The 18,557-nt window shown below is 64.1% G+C and carries 14 protein-coding genes; 6 read left to right on the top strand and 8 right to left on the bottom strand.

What is annotated here, in order from left to right; translation table 11 throughout:
* The first annotated feature begins 226 nt into the window (after nucleotides 1-226).
* The 3 genes from HAP48_RS15035 (at nucleotide 227) to HAP48_RS15025 (ending at nucleotide 5,511) form a co-directional block, all read left to right on the top strand.
* A complete protein-coding gene (locus tag HAP48_RS15035; RefSeq protein WP_166213082.1) occupies nucleotides 227-3,118 on the top strand; it encodes a beta strand repeat-containing protein in 2,892 nt (963 codons plus the stop codon).
* A gap of 352 nt (nucleotides 3,119-3,470) precedes the next feature.
* Nucleotides 3,471-4,748 (top strand): PQQ-dependent sugar dehydrogenase, encoded by a 1,278-nt coding sequence (locus tag HAP48_RS15030; protein WP_166213084.1) that lies wholly within the window; start codon nucleotides 3,471-3,473, stop codon nucleotides 4,746-4,748.
* A gap of 184 nt (nucleotides 4,749-4,932) precedes the next feature.
* Nucleotides 4,933-5,511, top strand: coding sequence for a c-type cytochrome (locus tag HAP48_RS15025; RefSeq protein WP_166213086.1), 579 nt, complete (start codon nucleotides 4,933-4,935; stop codon nucleotides 5,509-5,511).
* A gap of 210 nt (nucleotides 5,512-5,721) precedes the next feature.
* Here HAP48_RS15025 and panE read toward each other — a convergent pair whose 3' ends face one another.
* The 4 genes from panE to HAP48_RS15005 all read right to left on the bottom strand — a co-directional run bounded on the left by panE (nucleotide 5,722) and on the right by HAP48_RS15005 (nucleotide 9,492).
* On the bottom strand, nucleotides 5,722-6,642 hold the full coding sequence (gene panE, locus HAP48_RS15020) for a 2-dehydropantoate 2-reductase (RefSeq protein WP_166213088.1): 921 nt from the start codon (nucleotides 6,640-6,642) through the stop codon (nucleotides 5,722-5,724).
* Nucleotides 6,643-6,751: 109 nt separating this feature from the next.
* Nucleotides 6,752-7,357 (bottom strand): 2-hydroxychromene-2-carboxylate isomerase, encoded by a 606-nt coding sequence (locus tag HAP48_RS15015; protein ID WP_166213090.1) that lies wholly within the window; start codon nucleotides 7,355-7,357, stop codon nucleotides 6,752-6,754.
* A gap of 122 nt (nucleotides 7,358-7,479) precedes the next feature.
* A complete protein-coding gene (locus HAP48_RS15010; RefSeq protein WP_166216385.1) occupies nucleotides 7,480-8,835 on the bottom strand; it encodes an MATE family efflux transporter in 1,356 nt (451 codons plus the stop codon).
* Nucleotides 8,836-8,904: 69 nt separating this feature from the next.
* Nucleotides 8,905-9,492, bottom strand: coding sequence for a DUF2239 family protein (locus tag HAP48_RS15005; protein ID WP_166213092.1), 588 nt, complete (start codon nucleotides 9,490-9,492; stop codon nucleotides 8,905-8,907).
* A 131-nt stretch (nucleotides 9,493-9,623) separates the two neighbouring features.
* Between HAP48_RS15005 and HAP48_RS15000 the strand changes: the two genes are divergently transcribed.
* The gene (locus HAP48_RS15000; RefSeq protein WP_166213094.1) at nucleotides 9,624-10,289 is read left to right on the top strand and encodes a glutathione S-transferase family protein; all 666 of its coding nucleotides are present in this window, start codon (nucleotides 9,624-9,626) and stop codon (nucleotides 10,287-10,289) included.
* Nucleotides 10,290-10,380: 91 nt separating this feature from the next.
* Nucleotides 10,381-10,716 (top strand): GIY-YIG nuclease family protein, encoded by a 336-nt coding sequence (locus tag HAP48_RS14995; RefSeq protein WP_166213096.1) that lies wholly within the window; start codon nucleotides 10,381-10,383, stop codon nucleotides 10,714-10,716.
* A 6-nt stretch (nucleotides 10,717-10,722) separates the two neighbouring features.
* Here HAP48_RS14995 and HAP48_RS14990 read toward each other — a convergent pair whose 3' ends face one another.
* The 3 genes from HAP48_RS14990 to ggt all read right to left on the bottom strand — a co-directional run bounded on the left by HAP48_RS14990 (nucleotide 10,723) and on the right by ggt (nucleotide 15,072).
* A complete protein-coding gene (locus HAP48_RS14990) occupies nucleotides 10,723-11,619 on the bottom strand; it encodes an SDR family oxidoreductase (protein ID WP_166213098.1) in 897 nt (298 codons plus the stop codon).
* A gap of 215 nt (nucleotides 11,620-11,834) precedes the next feature.
* On the bottom strand, nucleotides 11,835-13,133 hold the full coding sequence (locus tag HAP48_RS14985) for an MFS transporter (protein WP_166213100.1): 1,299 nt from the start codon (nucleotides 13,131-13,133) through the stop codon (nucleotides 11,835-11,837).
* A 193-nt stretch (nucleotides 13,134-13,326) separates the two neighbouring features.
* Nucleotides 13,327-15,072 (bottom strand): gamma-glutamyltransferase, encoded by a 1,746-nt coding sequence (gene ggt, locus HAP48_RS14980; protein ID WP_166213103.1) that lies wholly within the window; start codon nucleotides 15,070-15,072, stop codon nucleotides 13,327-13,329.
* Between the two features lie 125 nt (nucleotides 15,073-15,197).
* On the opposite strand from ggt, the gene HAP48_RS14975 reads away from it, so the two are divergent.
* Nucleotides 15,198-16,577 (top strand): MFS transporter, encoded by a 1,380-nt coding sequence (locus HAP48_RS14975; protein WP_166213105.1) that lies wholly within the window; start codon nucleotides 15,198-15,200, stop codon nucleotides 16,575-16,577.
* 104 nt (nucleotides 16,578-16,681) lie between these two features.
* Here the strand turns inward: HAP48_RS14975 and purH are convergent, their stop codons facing one another.
* Nucleotides 16,682-18,274, bottom strand: coding sequence for a bifunctional phosphoribosylaminoimidazolecarboxamide formyltransferase/IMP cyclohydrolase (purH, locus tag HAP48_RS14970; protein WP_166213107.1), 1,593 nt, complete (start codon nucleotides 18,272-18,274; stop codon nucleotides 16,682-16,684).
* Nucleotides 18,275-18,557: the final 283 nt, after the last annotated feature.

Below are 18,557 nucleotides of genomic sequence, written 5' to 3'. Positions count from 1 at the left end.
GCCGCTCCAATCGGCCTGAACGGCCCCGATTGGACCTGATCAGCTCGACGCACTGACTGAGCCCGGCAGCTTTTCCGCTGCTGCATGGCTTTTGCATTTTTTGGCTCTCGAGCGGTTCGTTTCGGCTGATCTCGCCGGTTCGCACTCCGATTTCTTCTGCTGATTTCTGAAGTCCGCCGACTACTCGCATTGCACAGCAACAATTGATCACGCGAAGGGGATTACCATGGCTACATTTATGGGCACATCGGGCAACGACACGGTTACCGGCACGCCTAACGGTTCGAACACCAATGACACGCTGCAGGGACTTCAGGGCAATGATACGCTCATCGGCGGCGATGGCGCCGACTCCCTGGACGGCGGCACTGGACAAGACTTCGCATCCTACATCGACTCGGGCACCGCAGTTGTAGCAAGTCTGGCGAACCCGGCTGTCAATACGGGTTTCGCGGCCGGGGACACCTACACCTCGATCGAAGGCCTGATCGGCAGCAACTTCAACGATACGCTGACTGGCAACGGAAACACCTCTTTCCTGCAGGGCGGATTGGGTGCCGACTCGATCATCGGCGGTTCAGCCAACGACTACGCCGACTACGCCAACGCAAGCGCCGGACTTACGGTCGACCTCGCCGATCCCACCCAGAACACCGGGGAAGCCACCGGCGACACATATGTCAACATCGCCAAGATCAGAGGCTCGGCGTTCGACGACACGCTGATCGGTGACGCTAACGGTAATACGTTGCGTGGCGGCGCCGGCGCCGACGTGCTCAACGGCGGCGGCGGCTTCGACTTTGCGTCCTATTCCGACTCGGGCGTTGGGATCACGGCAGACCTGGCAGACTCGTCCCAAAATACGGGCGAAGCCGCCGGCGACACCTATATCTCCATCGAGGGACTGCGTGGCAGCGACTTCAATGATCATCTGATCGGTGACGGCAACATCAACCTCCTGCAAGGTGGTCTCGGTGCCGATACGCTGGATGGCGGTGCCGGCTTCGACTATGCCGACTATTTCAACGCGACAACCGGCGTCGTCGCCGACCTGGCCAACTCGGCGCTGAATACCGGAGAAGCCACCGGCGACGTCTACATCTCGATCGAAGCCATTAGAGGAACCGCATTCAACGATACGCTGATCGGCGATGCCAACACCAATTTCCTGCGCGGCGGGACCGGCGCGGACTCGCTCGACGGCGGCGCAGGTTACGACTATGCCGATTATGGCAATGCGACCACCGGCGTTCTGGTCGATCTCGCAAACAACGCGCTGAATACCGGCGAAGCCCTGGGCGACACACTCACCTCGATCGAAGGCATTCAGGGCGGTGCCTTCAACGACACACTGATCGGCGATGGAGGTAACAACAACCTGCGCGGCCAGGCCGGCGCCGATTCGCTCGACGGTGGCGCAGGCTTTGACTTCGCGGATTACGGCAATGCTGCGACGGGAGTGGTCGCAAGTCTCGCAACTCCGGGCGTCAACACCGGCGACGCCGCGGGCGATAGCTATACTTCGATCGAAGGTATCATTGGCTCGGCGTTCAACGATACCCTGACGGGCGATGGCGGAGACAACAATCTGCGCGGCGGTGCTGGTGCCGACGTGCTGGACGGCGGAGCCGGCAATGACGTTGCGGAATATGTCAACGCCACCGCTGGCGTGCTCGCCAGCCTGGCTACTCCCGCCTCGAACACCGGTGAGGCTGCCGGGGACACCTACACCTCGATCGAGGGACTGAGAGGGTCGAACTTCAACGATACCCTTATCGGCGACGGCGGCGACAATCTGCTCGACGGCATCGGCGGCGTCGATTCGCTCGTCGGCGGTTTGGGCAACGACATCTACATTCTCGACAATGCCCTCGACGTCATCACCGAGAATCCGGGAGAGGGCATCGACACCGCGGTCGTCACCGGCACCTTCAACTACACGCTGGCTGCCAACGTCGACAATCTCTTCATTTCGACGTCTGCCAATGTTTCGGGCACCGGCAACGGGCTCGCAAATTTCATGACTGGCGGCTCGGGCAACAACACGCTGGACGGCGGAATTGGCGCCGACACGATGGTCGGCGGGCTCGGCAACGACACCTATTACGTCGACAATGCCGGCGATGTGGTAACCGAAAACAGCGGCGAAGGCACCGACACCGTTCACACCACGATCACCTATGGCCTGACCGCAAACGTCGAGAATCTGATCCTGGACGGATCCGGTAATCTCACCGGCAGCGGCAACGCATTGAACAATGTTTTGACGGGCAATGCCGGCAACAATTCCCTCTACGGCAACGACGGCAACGATACCGCCTACGGAGGTGCCGGAGCTGACGTCCTCGTTCTCGGCAACGGCGATGACTTTGGCGATGCCGGCGACGGCAACGACTACATCTATGCCGGAGCCGGCAATGACGTCCTGATCGGCGGAACCGGGCTCGACGTCCTGCTGGGCGAGGACGGCAATGACGTGATGTATGGCGGTGCCGGCTTCAACTATCTGTTTGGCGGTGCCGGCACCGATACCTTGATCGGCTCGGGAGGCACCGGCGGAAGCGACGTCAATGTGATGTTTGGCGGAGACGGCACCGACTTCCTCTATGGCGGGAACAGCACCAACTACTTCTACGGCGGCACCGGCGTCGACACGATGTACGGCGGCTCGGGCCTGAATATCTTCATCTCGTCGGGCGAGACCGACGGTAACCTCATCTACGGCGGTTCGGGCCAGAACTACGTCTACGGCTCCAACGGCGGCGATACGGTGACCGGCGGCAGCGGCGTCGACGTGTTCCTGATGGGCACCGGGGCCGACAACATCAGCGGCGGCGGCGGCGTTGACTATGCCTGGGGTGGCGGTGGGGCCGACACCTTCAACATCAGCGACACCAGCCAGGAGGTCATGGTCGTCCAGGACTTCAATACCGGCGGAGTGAACGACTTCGTCAACTTCGCGGGTACATCGCTGCATTCGTTCGCCGATGTTCAGGCCGCGGAGACCTACGTTGCCGGGATCAACACCACGATCATCACCGACGCCGCAGGCAGTGCGGTTTGGCTGATCGGTGTCGCGCCGGGACAGCTCGACGCCAGCATGTTCAAGTTCAGCTGAGGGCTTTTGCCCTGATCCGTTGAGCTTGACGGCTACGCGCACGAAAGAAGGCCGCCCCTCGAGGCGGCCTTCTTGATTCCGGATGCGATCGCGATCGCCGCTCCCGAGCGTTAGGTTCGTTCAAATATTACGCTGCAGTGCGGAATGCCTTGTTCTCCGGCAGCCGGCGCGGGAAAATTTCGTCTCAATTTGTTTTGACCGCAGTGCACCCTGATCCATGCGCTTTTCAGCGTCGATGGATGTGCTACCATTTCGCGGTCTGACCTACCTCACAGACCGCCACCATCATCTCTCAGGGCGTTCAAAATCAATAACAGGCAAGCTGCAACGGCTTGCGTAGGGGAGTGACGCGATGAAGTCCGCTTTCAATCGATCAATACTTGCGTTCGCGGCGATTGCGCTGCTGGCGGGGACAACCTTCGCCAGTGCACAGCAACAAACCGACAAGAACCGTGCGCTGAAGAAGTACGAATCCGGCACCAAGGAGTTCTGGACCCATCCGCCGGATGACTGGTTCCTCGGCGACGAGACCGAAGCGCAGAAGGGCTTGGCCCCGCCGTCCGGTCCGCCGACCGGCGCCTCCGACGCCGAACTCGCGGCGATGATGAAGAAGATCAAGCTGCCGCCGGGCTTCAAGATCGAGGTCTATGCCTCGAACGTGCTGGCCGCCCGCCAGATGGCCTGGGGCGACAAGGGCACGCTTTTCGTCGGCTCGTTCGGCCTCGGCAACGTCTATGCGATCAAGGACAACAACGGCAAGAAAGAGGTCAAGACCATCCTCAAGGGCCTCAACATGCCGACCGGCCTCGCCTTCCAGGATGGCTCGCTCTACGTCATCGCGGTCGACAAGCTGATCAAGTATGAGAACGCCGAGGCCAATCTCGACAAGCTTGGCAGCGGCAAGGTGGTGTATGACGACATGCCGTCCTACGCGGCGCATGGCTGGAAATACATCGCCGTCGACAAGGAAGGCTGGTTCTTCCTGCCGTTCGGCCCGCCCTTCAACATCGGCGTCCCTCCGACCTCGGTGTCGCAGATCCGCCGCGTCGATCCGAAGACCGGCAACGCGGAAATCTATGCGCTCGGCGTGCGTAACTCGGTCGGCGGCGACGTCGATCCGCGCACCGGCAAGTACTGGTTCACCGAAAACGCCCGCGACTGGATCAGCGACGATCTGCCGAGCGACAAGCTCAACATGATCTCGAAGATCGGCGAGCACTTCGGCTATCCCTATTGCCACCAGGGCAACCTGCCCGACACCAAGTTCGCGATGGGCCACAAGTGCTCGGAGTTCACCCCGCCGGTCTACAATCTTGGCGCGCATGTGGCTCCGCTCGGCATGAAGTTCTATACCGGCAGCCAGTTCCCGGCCGAGTACAAGAACAGCATCCTGATCGCCGAGCACGGCTCCTGGAACCGGCATAAGTACCAGGGCGGCCGCATCGTGCGGATCACCGCGAGCCCCGACGGCAAGAACGCCAAGCAGGAAATCTTCGCCGACGGCTGGATCCAGGGTGACCAGGGCTATCTCGGCCGTCCCGCCGATATCCTGCTCGACAAGGATGGCTCCATCCTCGTCGCCGACGACTGGGCCGGTGCGATCTATCGCATCAGCTACAGCAAGAAGTAACGGTTGAAGGTCAGGAGGCTGCGGTGGCCATGCGGCGGCCGCAGCCTCTGTTGCGATCGGATAACGGAACCACCTTGTCATGCCCGGACTTGATCCGGGCATCCATCCAAACCAAGAAACCCCCTTCAAGCCAGATGGGTTGCCGGGATCTAGCCCCGGCAATGACACGCGGAGAAAACTGGCAATGCGTAGTGCCTCACTCGGAGTTTTATTGGCGGCAATTCTGCTGGCGTCGTCCGCCCAGGCCGCCGACGTCGCCGCCGGCAAGGAGAAGGCCGAAATCTGTGCCGGCTGTCACGGCGACAACGGCATCTCGCAGACCGAGAACATTCCCTCGCTGGCCGGCCAGCTCGACCAATTCATTCAATGGCAGCTGGTGTTCTTCCGCGCCGGCGCGCGCAAGAACGAGCAGATGCAGCCGATCGTCGAGCAGCTCAACAACGAGGACATCCGCAATCTCGGCGCCTATTTCGCCTCGCTGACGCCGTTCAAGGGCAGCAAGGACGACAATCCGGAATTGTCCGAAAAGGGCAAGCAGGCCGCGGCCGGCCGCCGCTGCGCCTCATGCCACACCGACACCTATGTCGGCACCAAGGCGGTCGCCCGCATCGCCGGCCAGCGCGAGGAATATCTCGTCAAGGCGCTGCACGACTACAAGTCGGGCGTCCGCTCCGGCGGGGCGCAGGCCGCGATGGCCGACGTGGCGTATCCGCTGAGCGACGAGGAGATCACCGCGCTTGCGCATTATCTGGCGCATTTGTAAGCACCATAATCGGGTCGCACGAATACGCGCTTGATTTGCGAAATTGCTCCACCTCCCCTTGAAAAGGGGAGGTCGCTTTGCTCGTGAGAGCAAAGCGGGTAGGGATCTGCTCTCTCCGCACGAAGCATCGCCTGCGGCCGACCCCCATCCCGACCTTCCCCCTTTCAGGGGGAAGGAGACGTCAGCGCGTCGCCCGGATCGAGATCTGTATTACGCGCCCCGCTGCTTCTCATACGCCTTGAGATGCGTGTAGGCGGTGCGCAGCTTCGGCACCGGGATCTTGGCGGCGTCGGCGCGGACGATCAGGTCGCCGATCACGTGATCGGCCTCGACCGGCAGCCCCGCCTTGATGTCGCGGAACATCGATGCGGTCATCGGCGATCCTTCGGCGGTCAGAAGCCCACGGGTGCGCTGGAAGAACGGGCCGCCAGGCCCATGGCCGGCGTCGGCCGCGATCGCGCTGCATTCGTCGAGGATGCCGAGCAGGAAATCCTGGCCGCCGGGCGCCGCCAGGATGTTGCCGACCGAGGTCCGCATCAGGCTGGTGGAGGCGGCGAGCGAGGCCAGGAACACCCACTTCTCCCACATGTCCTGCATGACGTGGTCGCTTGCGGCCGCACCATTGATCGAGGAGAACGTGTCCGCGATTGCGCGCACCCGCTCCGACGTGCCGCCGGCGCGTTCGCCGAAACCCAGCGACTGCATCGGCTGCAGCTGCACCACCTCGCGCTTCTCGTTCAGCGTCGCCGCGATCGCGCAGAGCCCGCCGAGCACATGCTGGGCGCCGAATGTCTTGTCGAGCGCATCGAGATGCAGCATGCCGTTGAGCAGCGGGATGATCGCGGTCTTGTCGCCGACGGCGGGCGCAAACGACTTGATCGCATCTTCGAGATCGAACGCCTTGCAGCTCAGCAGCACGACGTCGAATTTGTTCGAGAGCTTGTCGGCCTGCACGCTCGGCGGATTGTTCAGCGTGACATCGCCGTTCGGGCTCTTGATCACGAGTCCGGCCGAGGCGAGTTCGGAGGCGCGGCGGGGCCGGACGAGAAAAGTGACGTCGCGGCCGGCCTGAAGCATCCGGCCGCCGAAATAACCGCCGATCGCACCGGCGCCGACCACGAGAACACGCATGGGAATTTGTCCTTCTTTGTTGTTGCCCGGGGAAGGGGCGAATCGCGAATGAGGAGTGGGGAATAGATAGGGCCGCTATTCGCTAGCCGCTATCCTTCGCCCGCTCATCTCACTTTCCCGACACCAATTCCTCGACTTCGCGCAGCTGCTCCTTGCCGAAGAAGATTTCGTTGCCGACGAAGAAGGTCGGCGAGCCGAACGCGCCGCGCTCGACGGCGGCCTGGGTGTTGGCGATCAGCTTGGCCTTGACGTCCGCGTCCTGCGCGCGGGCAAGCAGCTTGGCGCCATCGAGGCCTGAGGACGTGAGGGCTTTGGCGGCGATCTCAAGGTCGTCCATCTTCTTCGGCTCGACCCACATATGATGGAAGGCGGCTTCGACGTACTTCTCGAACACGCCTTCGAGCTGGGCGGCGACCGCCGCGCGCATCAAATTCAGCGTGTTGACCGGGAAGAACGGGTTCCAGACATAGGGCTTGACCTTGAAGCGCTTGAGGAAGCGCTCGGTCTCGATCTGCTGGAACTCCGGCTTGTTCTTGACGCCCGCCAGCGTCTCGGCCGGCGACTTGTTGTTGGTGGCCTTGAAGATGCCGCCAAGCAGGATTGGGACATATTCGAATTTGACGCCGGTGCGCTGCTCGATCGCCGGGATCGCCTCATGGCTGAGGAAAGCGTTGGGGCTGCCGAAATCGAACAGGAATTGCGGATTTGGGCTCACGGCGGTCTCTCCCCTCGGCTTGTCTAGTTTGGGCTTGTTTGGCGTGTCTCTAGGATGGCCCCGCTGTCGCAGGCGCCATCAGGAGAATATGATACTCATCATGTGAGCCGCAGCGCGCGATGTCAAATCAGCCGCGTGATGGTTTGCTTGCGCCATACCAGGGCGTAATAGGCCATCTGCAGCACGAACATGGTTGCAAAGGTGACGGGATAGGCGATCCAGATGCCGCTGATGCCGACGGCGCGGCTCAGCAGGATCGCAACCGGCACCTCGACCAGCGTTATGGCCAGGATCGAGATGAACAGTGGTATCCACACCGTGCCGCCGGCGCGCATCGCGCCCGAAAACACCGTCGCCATGCCGAACAGGACCATGCTCCACAGCACGATGTACAAAAGCTGCTGCGCGAGCGCGAGCACCGCGCCGTCGACGATGAAGCAGCCCATCAGGGGCCGCGCAAAGAGATAGCCGAGCACGACCAGTCCGCCCGTCAGCGCGAGATTCATCTCGATCCCGGTCCTGACGATGGCGCCAACCCGGCCGGAATCGCCGCGGCCGATCGCCTGCGCACCGAAGATCGACACCGATATCGCGATCGAGATTGCCGGAAACTGCACATAGCCGATCACCTGGTTGACCGCGCCATAGGCCGCGGTGGCGTCCGAGCCGAAACCGTTGACGAGGCCGAGCAGCACCAGCTCGGCGAGCGAGACCACCACCATGCCGATCGCGGTCGGAATGCCGAGCCGCAGCACGATGCGCAGCAGCGCGCCGTTGGGCCGCATCGCGCGCAGGAACGCCGCGTCGAAAGCGAGCGGATGCCGGTGCCGCAACATATGGACATGCAGCCACAGCAGCGTGACCACGCCCGAGACGGCTGAGGCGACGGCGGCGCTGGCCACGCCGAGCATCGGCAGGCCGAGCCAGCCGCGGATCAGCGCCGGCGTCACCACGAGGCCGACGATCGTCGACACCGTCAGGGCGAGCAGCGGCGTCACGGTATCACCGACGCCGCGCATCATTGCCGCGAGCAGCAGGAATGCGAAGGTCACCGGCATCGTGATCATCATGATCCGGGCATAGGACACCGCGGCGTCGAGTACGTCCGGCGGCGTGGCGAGCGCGATCAACAGCGGCCGGGCGAACAGGCCGCCGAGGATCGCGATCGCGAGCGCCAGCAGCAGCGTCACGGTCATGGTCGTGCCGGCGACCGCCTTCACCCGGCCGGGCTCGCGGGCACCCCAGGCCTGGCCGATCATGACCGACGCGCCCGCGCTCAAGCCGATCACGAAGGAGATGAAGAAGAACATCACCGGGAAGAACACCGACGCAGCCGCGAGCGCGTCGACCCCGATCATCTGGCCGAGATAAACGCCGTTGATGGTGCCGAACAGCGACTGCAGCACGTTGCTCAGCAGCATCGGCGCGAGGAACGACACGAAGGCTTTGCGTAAGGAGGGAGGCTTGGACACTTTCAACTTCCAAAGAATGGGGACAGTCACGAATCAACGATCCGCCGAGTGCCCGCTATTTCGTACGAAAACGCGCTAGTCCGCTTGATCGCTATAGGCGAGCCTGACTGCGTGATCGCGGATGTCGGCCGGCCAGTCCGCGATGAGCGTCGCAAAGCGGCGCCGGTCGTGGGCGAACAGGGCGCGGATCGCGTCCTCGTAATGCGGCCGGTTGCCGGCCATCGTTGTCATGAAGCGATAGGCGGCATCCTGCGCGCTACGTGTCCGGTCCTTGTCGCCGCTGGAGCGCCGCGCCTCGTCGATCAATCTGCGGATCGCAACCGACGCGCCGCCCTTCTGCTGGGCGAGCCAGTCCCAGTGCCGCGGCAACAGCGTGATCTCGCGTGCGACGACGCCAAGCTTCGGACGTCCCGGGCCGCGCGGCGCGACCGGTGCGGGCGGCTCCTCGTCGAGCGGAGGCGCTGGCTTCGGCAGCCGCGCCAGCACATCGTCGATCGAGCCGCGGAAATCGATGTCGACCAGCGCTGAGGTGCGGCCGTCGAACACCAGGATCGCGGCGTCCTTGCGCCGATCCAGCAATTGCCTGGCGGCGCGCGCAACCTCGGGGAGGTCACCGGCCCCGATGCGACGCTCGCCTTCGAAGGCGACATAGGCAGGATTCATGGTAGACCTTTCCGATTGCGCGACATATCGCCCGGGTAATTCTTGGCAGTGACGGCGTGTGGATCTCGACTTTCCTGTTCCCGGCTGGCACCAAACGCCGTCCGATTGCGCTGATTTTTCAGAGGACGCTCATGCTGACGGTTCATCATCTCAACAATTCCCGCTCGCAGCGCGTGCTGTGGCTGCTCGAGGAATTGGGCGTGCCGTACGAGATCGTGCGCTATCAGCGGCAGCCCGACATGCGGGCGCCAAAGGAGCTGCGCGCGATCCATCCGCTCGGCAAGTCGCCCGTCGTCACCGACAATGGCAACACGATCGCGGAATCCGGTGCGATCCTCGAATACATCATCGCGACCTACGGCAATGGCCGCCTGATCCCGCAAGCCGATACGCCGGAGCGGCTGCGCTACACCTATTGGCTGCATTATGCCGAGGGCTCGGCGATGACGCCGCTGCTGCTGAAGCTCTTGTTCACCTTGATGCCGAAGCGCGCGCCGGCGCTGCTGCGGCCGCTGGTGCGCAAGGTGTCCAACACGGCGCTGTCCACGCTGGTCAATCCTCAGATCAAGCAGCACATGGCCTATTGGGAAGGCGAGCTCGGCAAGAGCGAGTGGTTCGCCGGCAGCGACTTCTCCGGCGCCGATATCCAGATGAGCTTTCCGCTGGAAGCCGCCGCCGCGCGCGGCGGGCTCGAGGACGGCCATCCCAAATGCGTCGCGTTCCTCGAACGCATCCACGCCCGCCCGGCCTATGCGCGCGCGCTGGAGAAGGGCGGGCCGTACGAGGTCGGCCGATAAAATCACGATCATGGTGATGTTTTATCCGGGTGTAATTGCTTTGTCAATAACACCCGGGTATAAACAGTCTGTCGACACGACAGGAGCCGCCATGAAGACCGAGGACCGCAAGCTCGCCATCGCCGACTACAAGAAGCGCGCCGCGGTCGCCGGCGTGTTCGCGATCCGCTGCCGCGCGAGCGGCGAAGTCTGGGTCGGGCAGGCGCTCGATCTGGAGAAAATCCAGAACCGCATCTGGTTCACGCTGCGGATGGGGAGCCACCGCAATGTGGAGCTGCAGCGCGTATGGTCGGCGCACGGCGCGGACAATTTCTCGCTCGAAACGCTGGAGCAGATCGAGGACGAGGAACTCGCTTATGTCCGCGAGACGCTGCTCAAGGAGCGCGTGCAGCACTGGCGCGCGCAGCTCAAGGCGTCGGCAATCTAGCCGCGTTCAGCGCGATGTCTGCGCGCCGCCGGCTGACGGCAGTGCCTGCACGGTGACGCCGGGCGGCGGCACGTCGTCGTCGGGCACGAAGAAGTCCGACATCAGCGGCACCGAGGGATCGACGCGGTAGCGCTCGAAATCGCGCACCCCATTGGCATAGAGCACCTTGTCGTCGATGCAGAAATGGCCGGTGAATTCGCGCGACGGCCGCGTGACGATTGCGTAGGCCGCATCGCCCATGATCTCGGGCGTGCGGCTGGCGCGCATCATGGCGTCGCCGCCGAGCAGATTGCCGACCGCGGCGGTTGCGATCGTGGTGCGCGGCCACAAGGCATTGACGGCGACGCCTGAAGATTTCAGTTCGCCGGCCAGCCCGAGTACGCACATGCTCATGCCGAATTTCGCCATCGTGTAGGCGGTCGAGTGCTCGAACCATTTGGTCTTCATGTCGAGCGGCGGCGACAGCATCAGGATATGCGGGTTCTCCGCCTTCTTCAGATGCGGGATGCAGTATTTCGACACCATGAAGGTGCCGCGGGTGTTGATTCCCATCATCAGGTCGAACCGCTTCATGTCGGTCGCCTGCGAATTGGTCAGGCTGATGGCGCTGGCATTGTTGACGCAGACGTCGATGCCGCCGAACTCGGCGACGGTGGCTTCGATCGCCGCCATCACCTGTGCTTCGTCCCTGATGTCGCAGAGCACCGGCAGCGCCTTGCCGCCGGCGGCGCGGACCTCGTCGGCGGCGGTGTAGATCGTGCCTTTCAGCTTCGGATGCGGCTCGGCGGTCTTCGCCGCAATCGCGACATTGGCGCCGTCACGCGCGGCGCGAAGCGCGATCGCCAGCCCGATGCCGCGGCTCGCGCCCGAGATGAACAGCGTCTTGCCTTTGAGCGATGTCATGGCAGCCTCCTGTTAGGGACGCACGGACCGGTGGCCCCCTCTCCCCTTGTGGGAGAGGGTTGGGGGTGAGGGGTACCTCTCCACACGGCGTACTGCATGGATGGACCGCGACCCCTCACCCGGATTGCATCTAATGATGCAATCCGGCCTCTCCCACAGGGGGAGAGGCAAAGCGGAGCGAGCGGCGCAGTCATCACATCACCTCATCACATGTTCTACCCATCCGCATGCAGCACACGCCCGCGCGTTTCCGGCAGCGCGTAGGCGGCGATGAAGAACACGCCATAGGCGGCCACCGCAAAGATCGCGATCGCGTTGGCGAGCGTCGTCGTGGTCGAAAGCGCGCCGACCAGGAACGGGAACAGCGCGCCGATGCCGCGGCCGAAATTGTAGCAAAAGCCCTGGCCGGAGCCGCGCAGCCGGGTTGGATACAGCTCGGTCAGGAACGCGCCCATGCCGGAGAAATAGCCCGAGGCAAAGAAGCCGAGCGGGAAGCCCAGCACCCACAGCACCTCGTTGGAGATCGGCAGCTGGGTATAGAGCAGCACGATCGCGATGGCGCCGATCGAGAAGATCAGGAACAGGTTGCGGCGGCCGATGCGGTCCGCGAGCCAGGCGCCCACCAGATAGCCGATGAACGAGCCGATGATCAGGGTCGCGAGATAGCCGGTCGAGCCGACCACGGAAAGCTTGCGCTCGGTGGTGAGGAAGCGCGGCACCCAGAAGGTGATGGCATAGTAGCCGCCCTGCATGCCGGTGCCGACCAGTGAGGCCAGCAGCGTGGTCTTCAGGATCGGCCCGTGAAAGATCTCCCACAATGCAGCGGGTTTGCTGCCAGTCGCCTGCTGCTGCGCCATTGTCGCGGCCGAGATCTCGGGCTCGGTGACGTAGCGGCGCAGATAGAACACCAGCAGCGCCGGCAGCGCGCCGATCGCGAACATCCAGCGCCAGGCGTTTTCTGCAGGGAGTACCGAGAACAGGATCGCCTGCGCCAGCACCGCAAGGCCCCAGCCGATCGCCCAGCCCGACTGCACCGAGCCGACCGCGCGTCCCCGATATTGCGGCCGGATCGCCTCGCCGATCAGCACCGCGCCGGCCGCCCATTCGCCGCCGAAGCCGAGGCCAAGCAGCGCGCGGGCGATCAGCAGCTGGTCGAAATTCTGCACCACGGCGCAGACCAGCGAGAAGAACGAGAACCAGATGATGGTGAGCTGCAGCGTCTTGACCCGGCCGATGCGGTCGGAGAGGTAGCCGCCGAGCCAGCCGCCCACGGCGGACGCCAGCAGCGTCACGGTGCCCGCGAGGCCTGCGGTGCCAGGATCCACCTTCCACAGCGTGATGATGGTGCCGATCACCAGCGGATAGATCATGAAATCCATGCCGTCGAGCGTCCAGCCCGAGGCGCAGGCCCAGAACGTGCGCCGCTCCTGCAGGTTCATGTCGCGATAGAAGGCGAGGAGGCTGGTGTCCTCGATCTCTGCGACTTCAATTGATTTGGATTCGGCCGTGCTCATGCGCGTTCCCCGGAGAAATCTTTCACCGGCTCTTTGCATCCGCGGCCGGACTTGCGCGGACCGCCAATCTACCGCGATGTCGCAGGCTGGGCAAAGCCGCGTTTACGCTAGCTTTTGTTTTGACGCGTTTTCTTCACGCGAACCGGTGGCCATCCCGCATCAGGTGCGGGACAGGCTTCGCTCGAAACGCTCTTTAGTGTCCCGCGGCCTCCGAGCCACGCGTGCGCGGGTCGGGCGCGCCGAGCAGACCATTGGTCGTGACCATGATCGAGTTCGCGGAGGAGTAGCCGAGCGGCTCGACCGGTTTGTGGCCCTTGGCCTTCAACTCGGCCAGCACCTCGTCGGGAAAGCCTTTCTCGATCCGGACCTCGTCGGGCAGCCATTGGTGATGCATCCGCGGCGCGGCGACTGCGGCTGCGATATCCATTTTGTAGTCGATCACGTCGACGATGATCTGCGTCACAGCCGAAATGATGCGGCTGCCGCCGGGCGATCCCGTTACCAGCATCGGCTTACCGTCCTTCAGCACGATGGTCGGCGCCATCGACGACAGCGGGCGCTTGCCGGGTCCCGGCAGATTGGCCTCGAAGCCGACCAGGCCGAAGGCGTTGGAGGCGCCGGGAGCCGCGGTGAAATCGTCGAGTTCGTTGTTGAGCAGCACGCCGGTGCCGTCGGCGACGAGGCCGACCCCATAGGGGAAGTTCAGCGTGTAGGTGTTGCTGACGGCGTTGCCGCCGGCATCGACGACGGAATAATGCGTGGTGTTGTCGCCCTCATGCGGCTGTTTCGCGTTGCGCACACCGGTCCAGGGCGTGGCATGGGCGAGTTCGATGGTCGCGCGTTGCCTGGCGGCATAGGCCTTGTCGGTCAGCAACTGCGTCGGCGCATCGACGAAGGCGGGATCGCCGAGATAGCGGGCGCGGTCGGCATAGGCGCGCTTCATCGCCTCGATCATCACATGCAGCGAGGCGGCGGAGCCCTGCTTCATGTCGGACATCGGAAAGCCCTCGAGGATGTTGAGGATTTCGAGCAGCACGACGCCGCCGGAGGACGGCTGCGGCATCGAGACGACGTCGTAGCCGCGATAGCTGCCGCGGATCGGCGTGCGGATCACCGGCTGATAGGATTTCAGATCCCCGAGGCTGAAGATGCCGCCGGCATTCCTGATCCCTGCGACAAGCTTCTCGGCGACCGCGCCCTCGTAGAAGCCGCGCGGCCCCTGTTCGGCAATTGCGGTCAGCGTCGTCGCGAGATCGCCCTGGATCAGGCGGTCGCCCTCACGCAGCGGCGTCCCGTCGGCGTGCGAGAATGTCTTCGCCGAGTTCGGCCAGCGCGACATGCGGCGATACATGTCCGACAGCGTGTCCGACGTGTCGTCGGTGACGATGAAGCCGTCGCGGGCCAGATCGATCGCGGGCTTGACGATCTGCGCCAGCGTGAACTTGCCGGAGCCGTATTTGTCCAGCGCCAGCGCGAGGCCTGCGACCGTGCCGGGCACGCCGATCGCAAGCGCGGAGTTGCGCGACTTGTCCGGATCGGGCTTGCCCTCAGCGTTCAGGAACATGTCGCGGGTTGCGGCCTGCGGCGCGGTCTCGCGATAGTCGATCGCGACTTCTTCATTGCGCCCGGCGAGATGGATCACCATGAAGCCGCCGCCGCCGATATTGCCGGCGCGCGGATAGGTCACCGCCATCGCAAAGCCGGTGGCGACCGCAGCGTCGACGGCATTGCCGCCCTGCCGCAGAATGTCGGCGCCGACCCGCGCCGCAAGCTTCTCCTGCGCCACCACCATGCCGTGTTCGGTGCGAATGCTTTGAATCGCATCGGTGGCCGAAGGCTCGTAGGCGCGACGCTGCACCTGGCCGAGGGCCGGCATCGCGATGCCAATCACCAGGAGAACGGCAAACAGCCGTCGCGACATCGTTGCCGTCAGCGCCATCGAAATGTCCTGCCCTGTTCATCGCGGTATCAGCAAACCGGCTCATGCTATATGGGAACGGATTGAAGCGGCAAAAGCCTGCCTGCGGTTCGACTTGAGGAATATGTTTCGCGATGACGGCAACAATGCAGACGGCTACTGATGATGCGAAGGCCACCACCAAGGTCTATCCTGGCCGCGCCGCCGTCGTCAGCTGGATCTTCTTCGACTGGGCCGCGCAGCCCTATTTCACGCTGATCACGACCTTCGTGTTCGCGCCATACTTCGCGAGCTTCGTCGCGCCCGATCCCGCGAGCGGGCAGGCGCTGTGGGGCTTTGCCACGGCAGCCGCAGGACTTGCGATCGCGCTGCTGTCGCCGGTGCTAGGTGCGATCGCCGACGCCAGCGGCCGACGCAAGCCGTGGATCGCGGGCTTCGGCGTGCTGCTGGTGATCGGCGCGAGCGCGATGTGGATCGGCAAGCCCGGCAATCCCGACATCATCCCCGCGCTGCTGCTGGCCTATGCGATCGCGAGCGTCGGCGTCGAGTTCGCGACCGTGTTCAACAATGCGATGATGCCGACGCTGGTGCCGCCCGACAGGATCGGGCGGCTGTCCGGCACCGGCTGGGCCACCGGCTATATCGGCGGCATCCTGAGCCTCGTGCTGGTGCTCGGCTTCCTCGCCGCCAACGCCGAGACCGGCCGTACGCTGTTCGGCTTCACGCCGCTGTTCGGTCTCGATCCCGTCATGCACGAGGGCGATCGCATCACCGGGCCGCTGACCGGGCTGTGGTTCATCATCTTCGTGACGCCGATGTTCCTGTTCACGCCGGACTACCCGGCGAAACGCCCGTTGCGCGAGGCGGTCGGCGAAGGCCTGCGCGGGCTCAGGGAATCATTGGCGGGTCTGCCGAAGCGGAAATCGATGGCGCGGTTCCTGCTGGCAAACATGATCTACACCGACGGGCTGGTCTCGCTGTTCGCTTTCGGCGGCATCTATGCCGCCGGCACGTTCGGCTGGGACACGATCCGGATCGGCACCTTCGGCATCATTCTGGCGGTGGCCGGCACGTTCGGCAGCTGGCTCGGCGGCAAGCTCGACGATGCGTTCGGGCCGAAGCGCGTGATTACCTGCAGTCTTGTGATCCTGCTGTTTGCGATCGTCGTGATTCTGACCGTGAACAAGGATTCCATCCTGTTCATTCCAGTCGCGCCACCGGTGCCCGGCGGCCCGCTGTTCGCGGGCGCTGCCGAGCGCGCCTATATCGTGCTGGGCTGCCTGATCGGCGCCGCCGGCGCGCCGCTGCAGGCGGCCTCGCGCTCGCTTCTGATCCGCCTCGCGCCGCAGGATCGCATCGCGCAGTATTTTGGCTTGTTCGCGCTCACCGGAAAGGTGACGTCGTTCATCGGCCCGCTGCTGATCGGCGCGATCACCGCGGCGACCGCGAGCCAGAAGGCCGGCATGGCGGTGCTGGTGGGGTTTTTCGTGGTGGGGTTGGTGTTGCTGGCAAGGGTGCGGGAGTAGGTTGCTTCGTCATGCCCGGGCTTGACCCGGGCATCCATCGTCCTTCGCGAAATTTTCTTCAGGAGATGGATTGCCGGGTCAAGCCCGGCAATGACGATGCTGCGTCAATGCCGGAAGTGCCGCACGCCGGTGAACACCATGGCGATGCCGTGCTCGTCGGCGGCCTTGATCACCTCGTCGTCGCGCATCGAGCCGCCGGGCTGGATCACCGCGGTGGCGCCGGCCTCGATGCAGGCCAGCATGCCGTCGGCGAACGGGAAGAACGCGTCGGAGGCGACCACCGACCCCTTGGTCAGCGGCTCGGCAAGCTTCAGCTCGGCCGCCGCATCCAGCGCCTTGCGCGCGGCGATGCGCGCGGAATCGACCCGGCTCATCTGGCCGGCGCCGATGCCGACGGTGGCGAGGTCCTTGGCATAGATGATGGTGTTCGACTTGACGTGCTTGGCGACACGGAAGGCGAATTTGAGATCGCGCAGCTCGGCGTCGGTCGGCGCGCGCTTGGTCGCCACCTTCAGGTTCATGTCCTCGACCACAGCGTTATCGCGGCTCTGCACCAGCAGGCCGCCGGCAACGGTCTTGGCGGTGAGGCCGGTCGCGCGCGGATCGGGTAGCGCGCCCGCAAGCAGCAGGCGCAGATTGCGCCGGCCGGCGATGATCGAGATCGCCTCTTCGGTTGCGTCGGGCGCGATGATCACCTCGGTGAAGATGCCGATGATGGCGCGTGCCGCGTCCGCATCGAGCGTGCGGTTGACTGCGATGATGCCGCCATAGGCCGAGGTGGAATCGCAGGCGAGCGCGCGGGCATAGGCGGTGGCGAGATCGGGACCCTCGGCCACGCCGCAGGGATTGGCGTGCTTGACGATGACGCAGGCCGCGGTGCGCTGCGGATCGAATTCGCCGACGCACTCATAGGCCGCATCGGTGTCGTTGATGTTGTTGTAGGATAGTTCCCGGCCCTGCAACTGCCGTGCGGTCGAGACACCCGGGCGCATTTCCGGCGTAGCGTAGAACGCCGCGCTCTGGTGCGGATTCTCGCCATAGCGCAGCGGCTGGAGCAGCCGGCCGCCGATCGCGCGGAAGTCCGGCGCGTCGGTCTTCATCTCCTTCGCAAACCAGTTCGAGATCGCGGCGTCATAGGCTCCGGTGCGGGCATAGGCCTTGGCGGCGAGCCGGCGGCGCAGGCCGAGCGAGGTCGCGCCCTTGTGCGCGGCGAGTTCGTCGAGCACGGCCTGATAATCCTGCGCCTCGACCACCACGGCGACGTCGTCATGGTTCTTCGCGGCGGCGCGGATCATCGCGGGACCGCCGATGTCGATGTTCTCGATGCACTCCTCGAAGCCGGCGCCTTTGTCGACGGTGGCCTCGAACGGATAGAGGTTGACCACAAGAAGGTCGATCGGCGCGATGCCGTGCGAGGCCATCGCCGCGGCATGTTCCTTGTTGTCGCGGATCGCGAGCAGGCCGCCATGCACCTTCGGATGCAGTGTCTTGACCCGGCCGTCCATCATCTCGGGGAAGCCGGTGAGTTCGGAGACGTCCTTGACCTTCAGCCCGGCCGCCGCGATCGCTTTGGCGGTGCCGCCGGTCGAGACCAACTCGACGCCATGGTCGGCCAGCGCCCTGGCGAAATCGATCAGTCCGGTCTTGTCGGAAACGGACAACAGAGCGCGGGTCACGCGGCGAAGCTGTTCGGTCATTCTAGGAAATCCCTGGCTGTTAAGGCAGCCGGGTAGCATGGTTTGGTGCCCTACGAAACCGGTCTCCGAGGCCGATTCCCCCGAAATTGCGGATGATTGGGTCGAAATCGGTCGGCCCTGTCTAACCGTCACCCTGGGAGGATGTGAAGCTTTGTCTTCATCCACTGTTGTCGTCGCCCGGCTCGACCGGGCGACCCAGTACGCCGCGGCCTATCGGCTCAAGCACGACCGTCTCTGGAATACTGGATCACCCGCATGCGCGGGTGATGACACTGAGCAAGCT

Source organism: Bradyrhizobium septentrionale, from assembly GCF_011516645.4.
GTDB lineage: Bacteria > Pseudomonadota > Alphaproteobacteria > Rhizobiales > Xanthobacteraceae > Bradyrhizobium > Bradyrhizobium septentrionale.
Note: the sequence above shows the minus strand (reverse complement) of the source record. Positions and strands in the feature narration are given on the sequence as shown.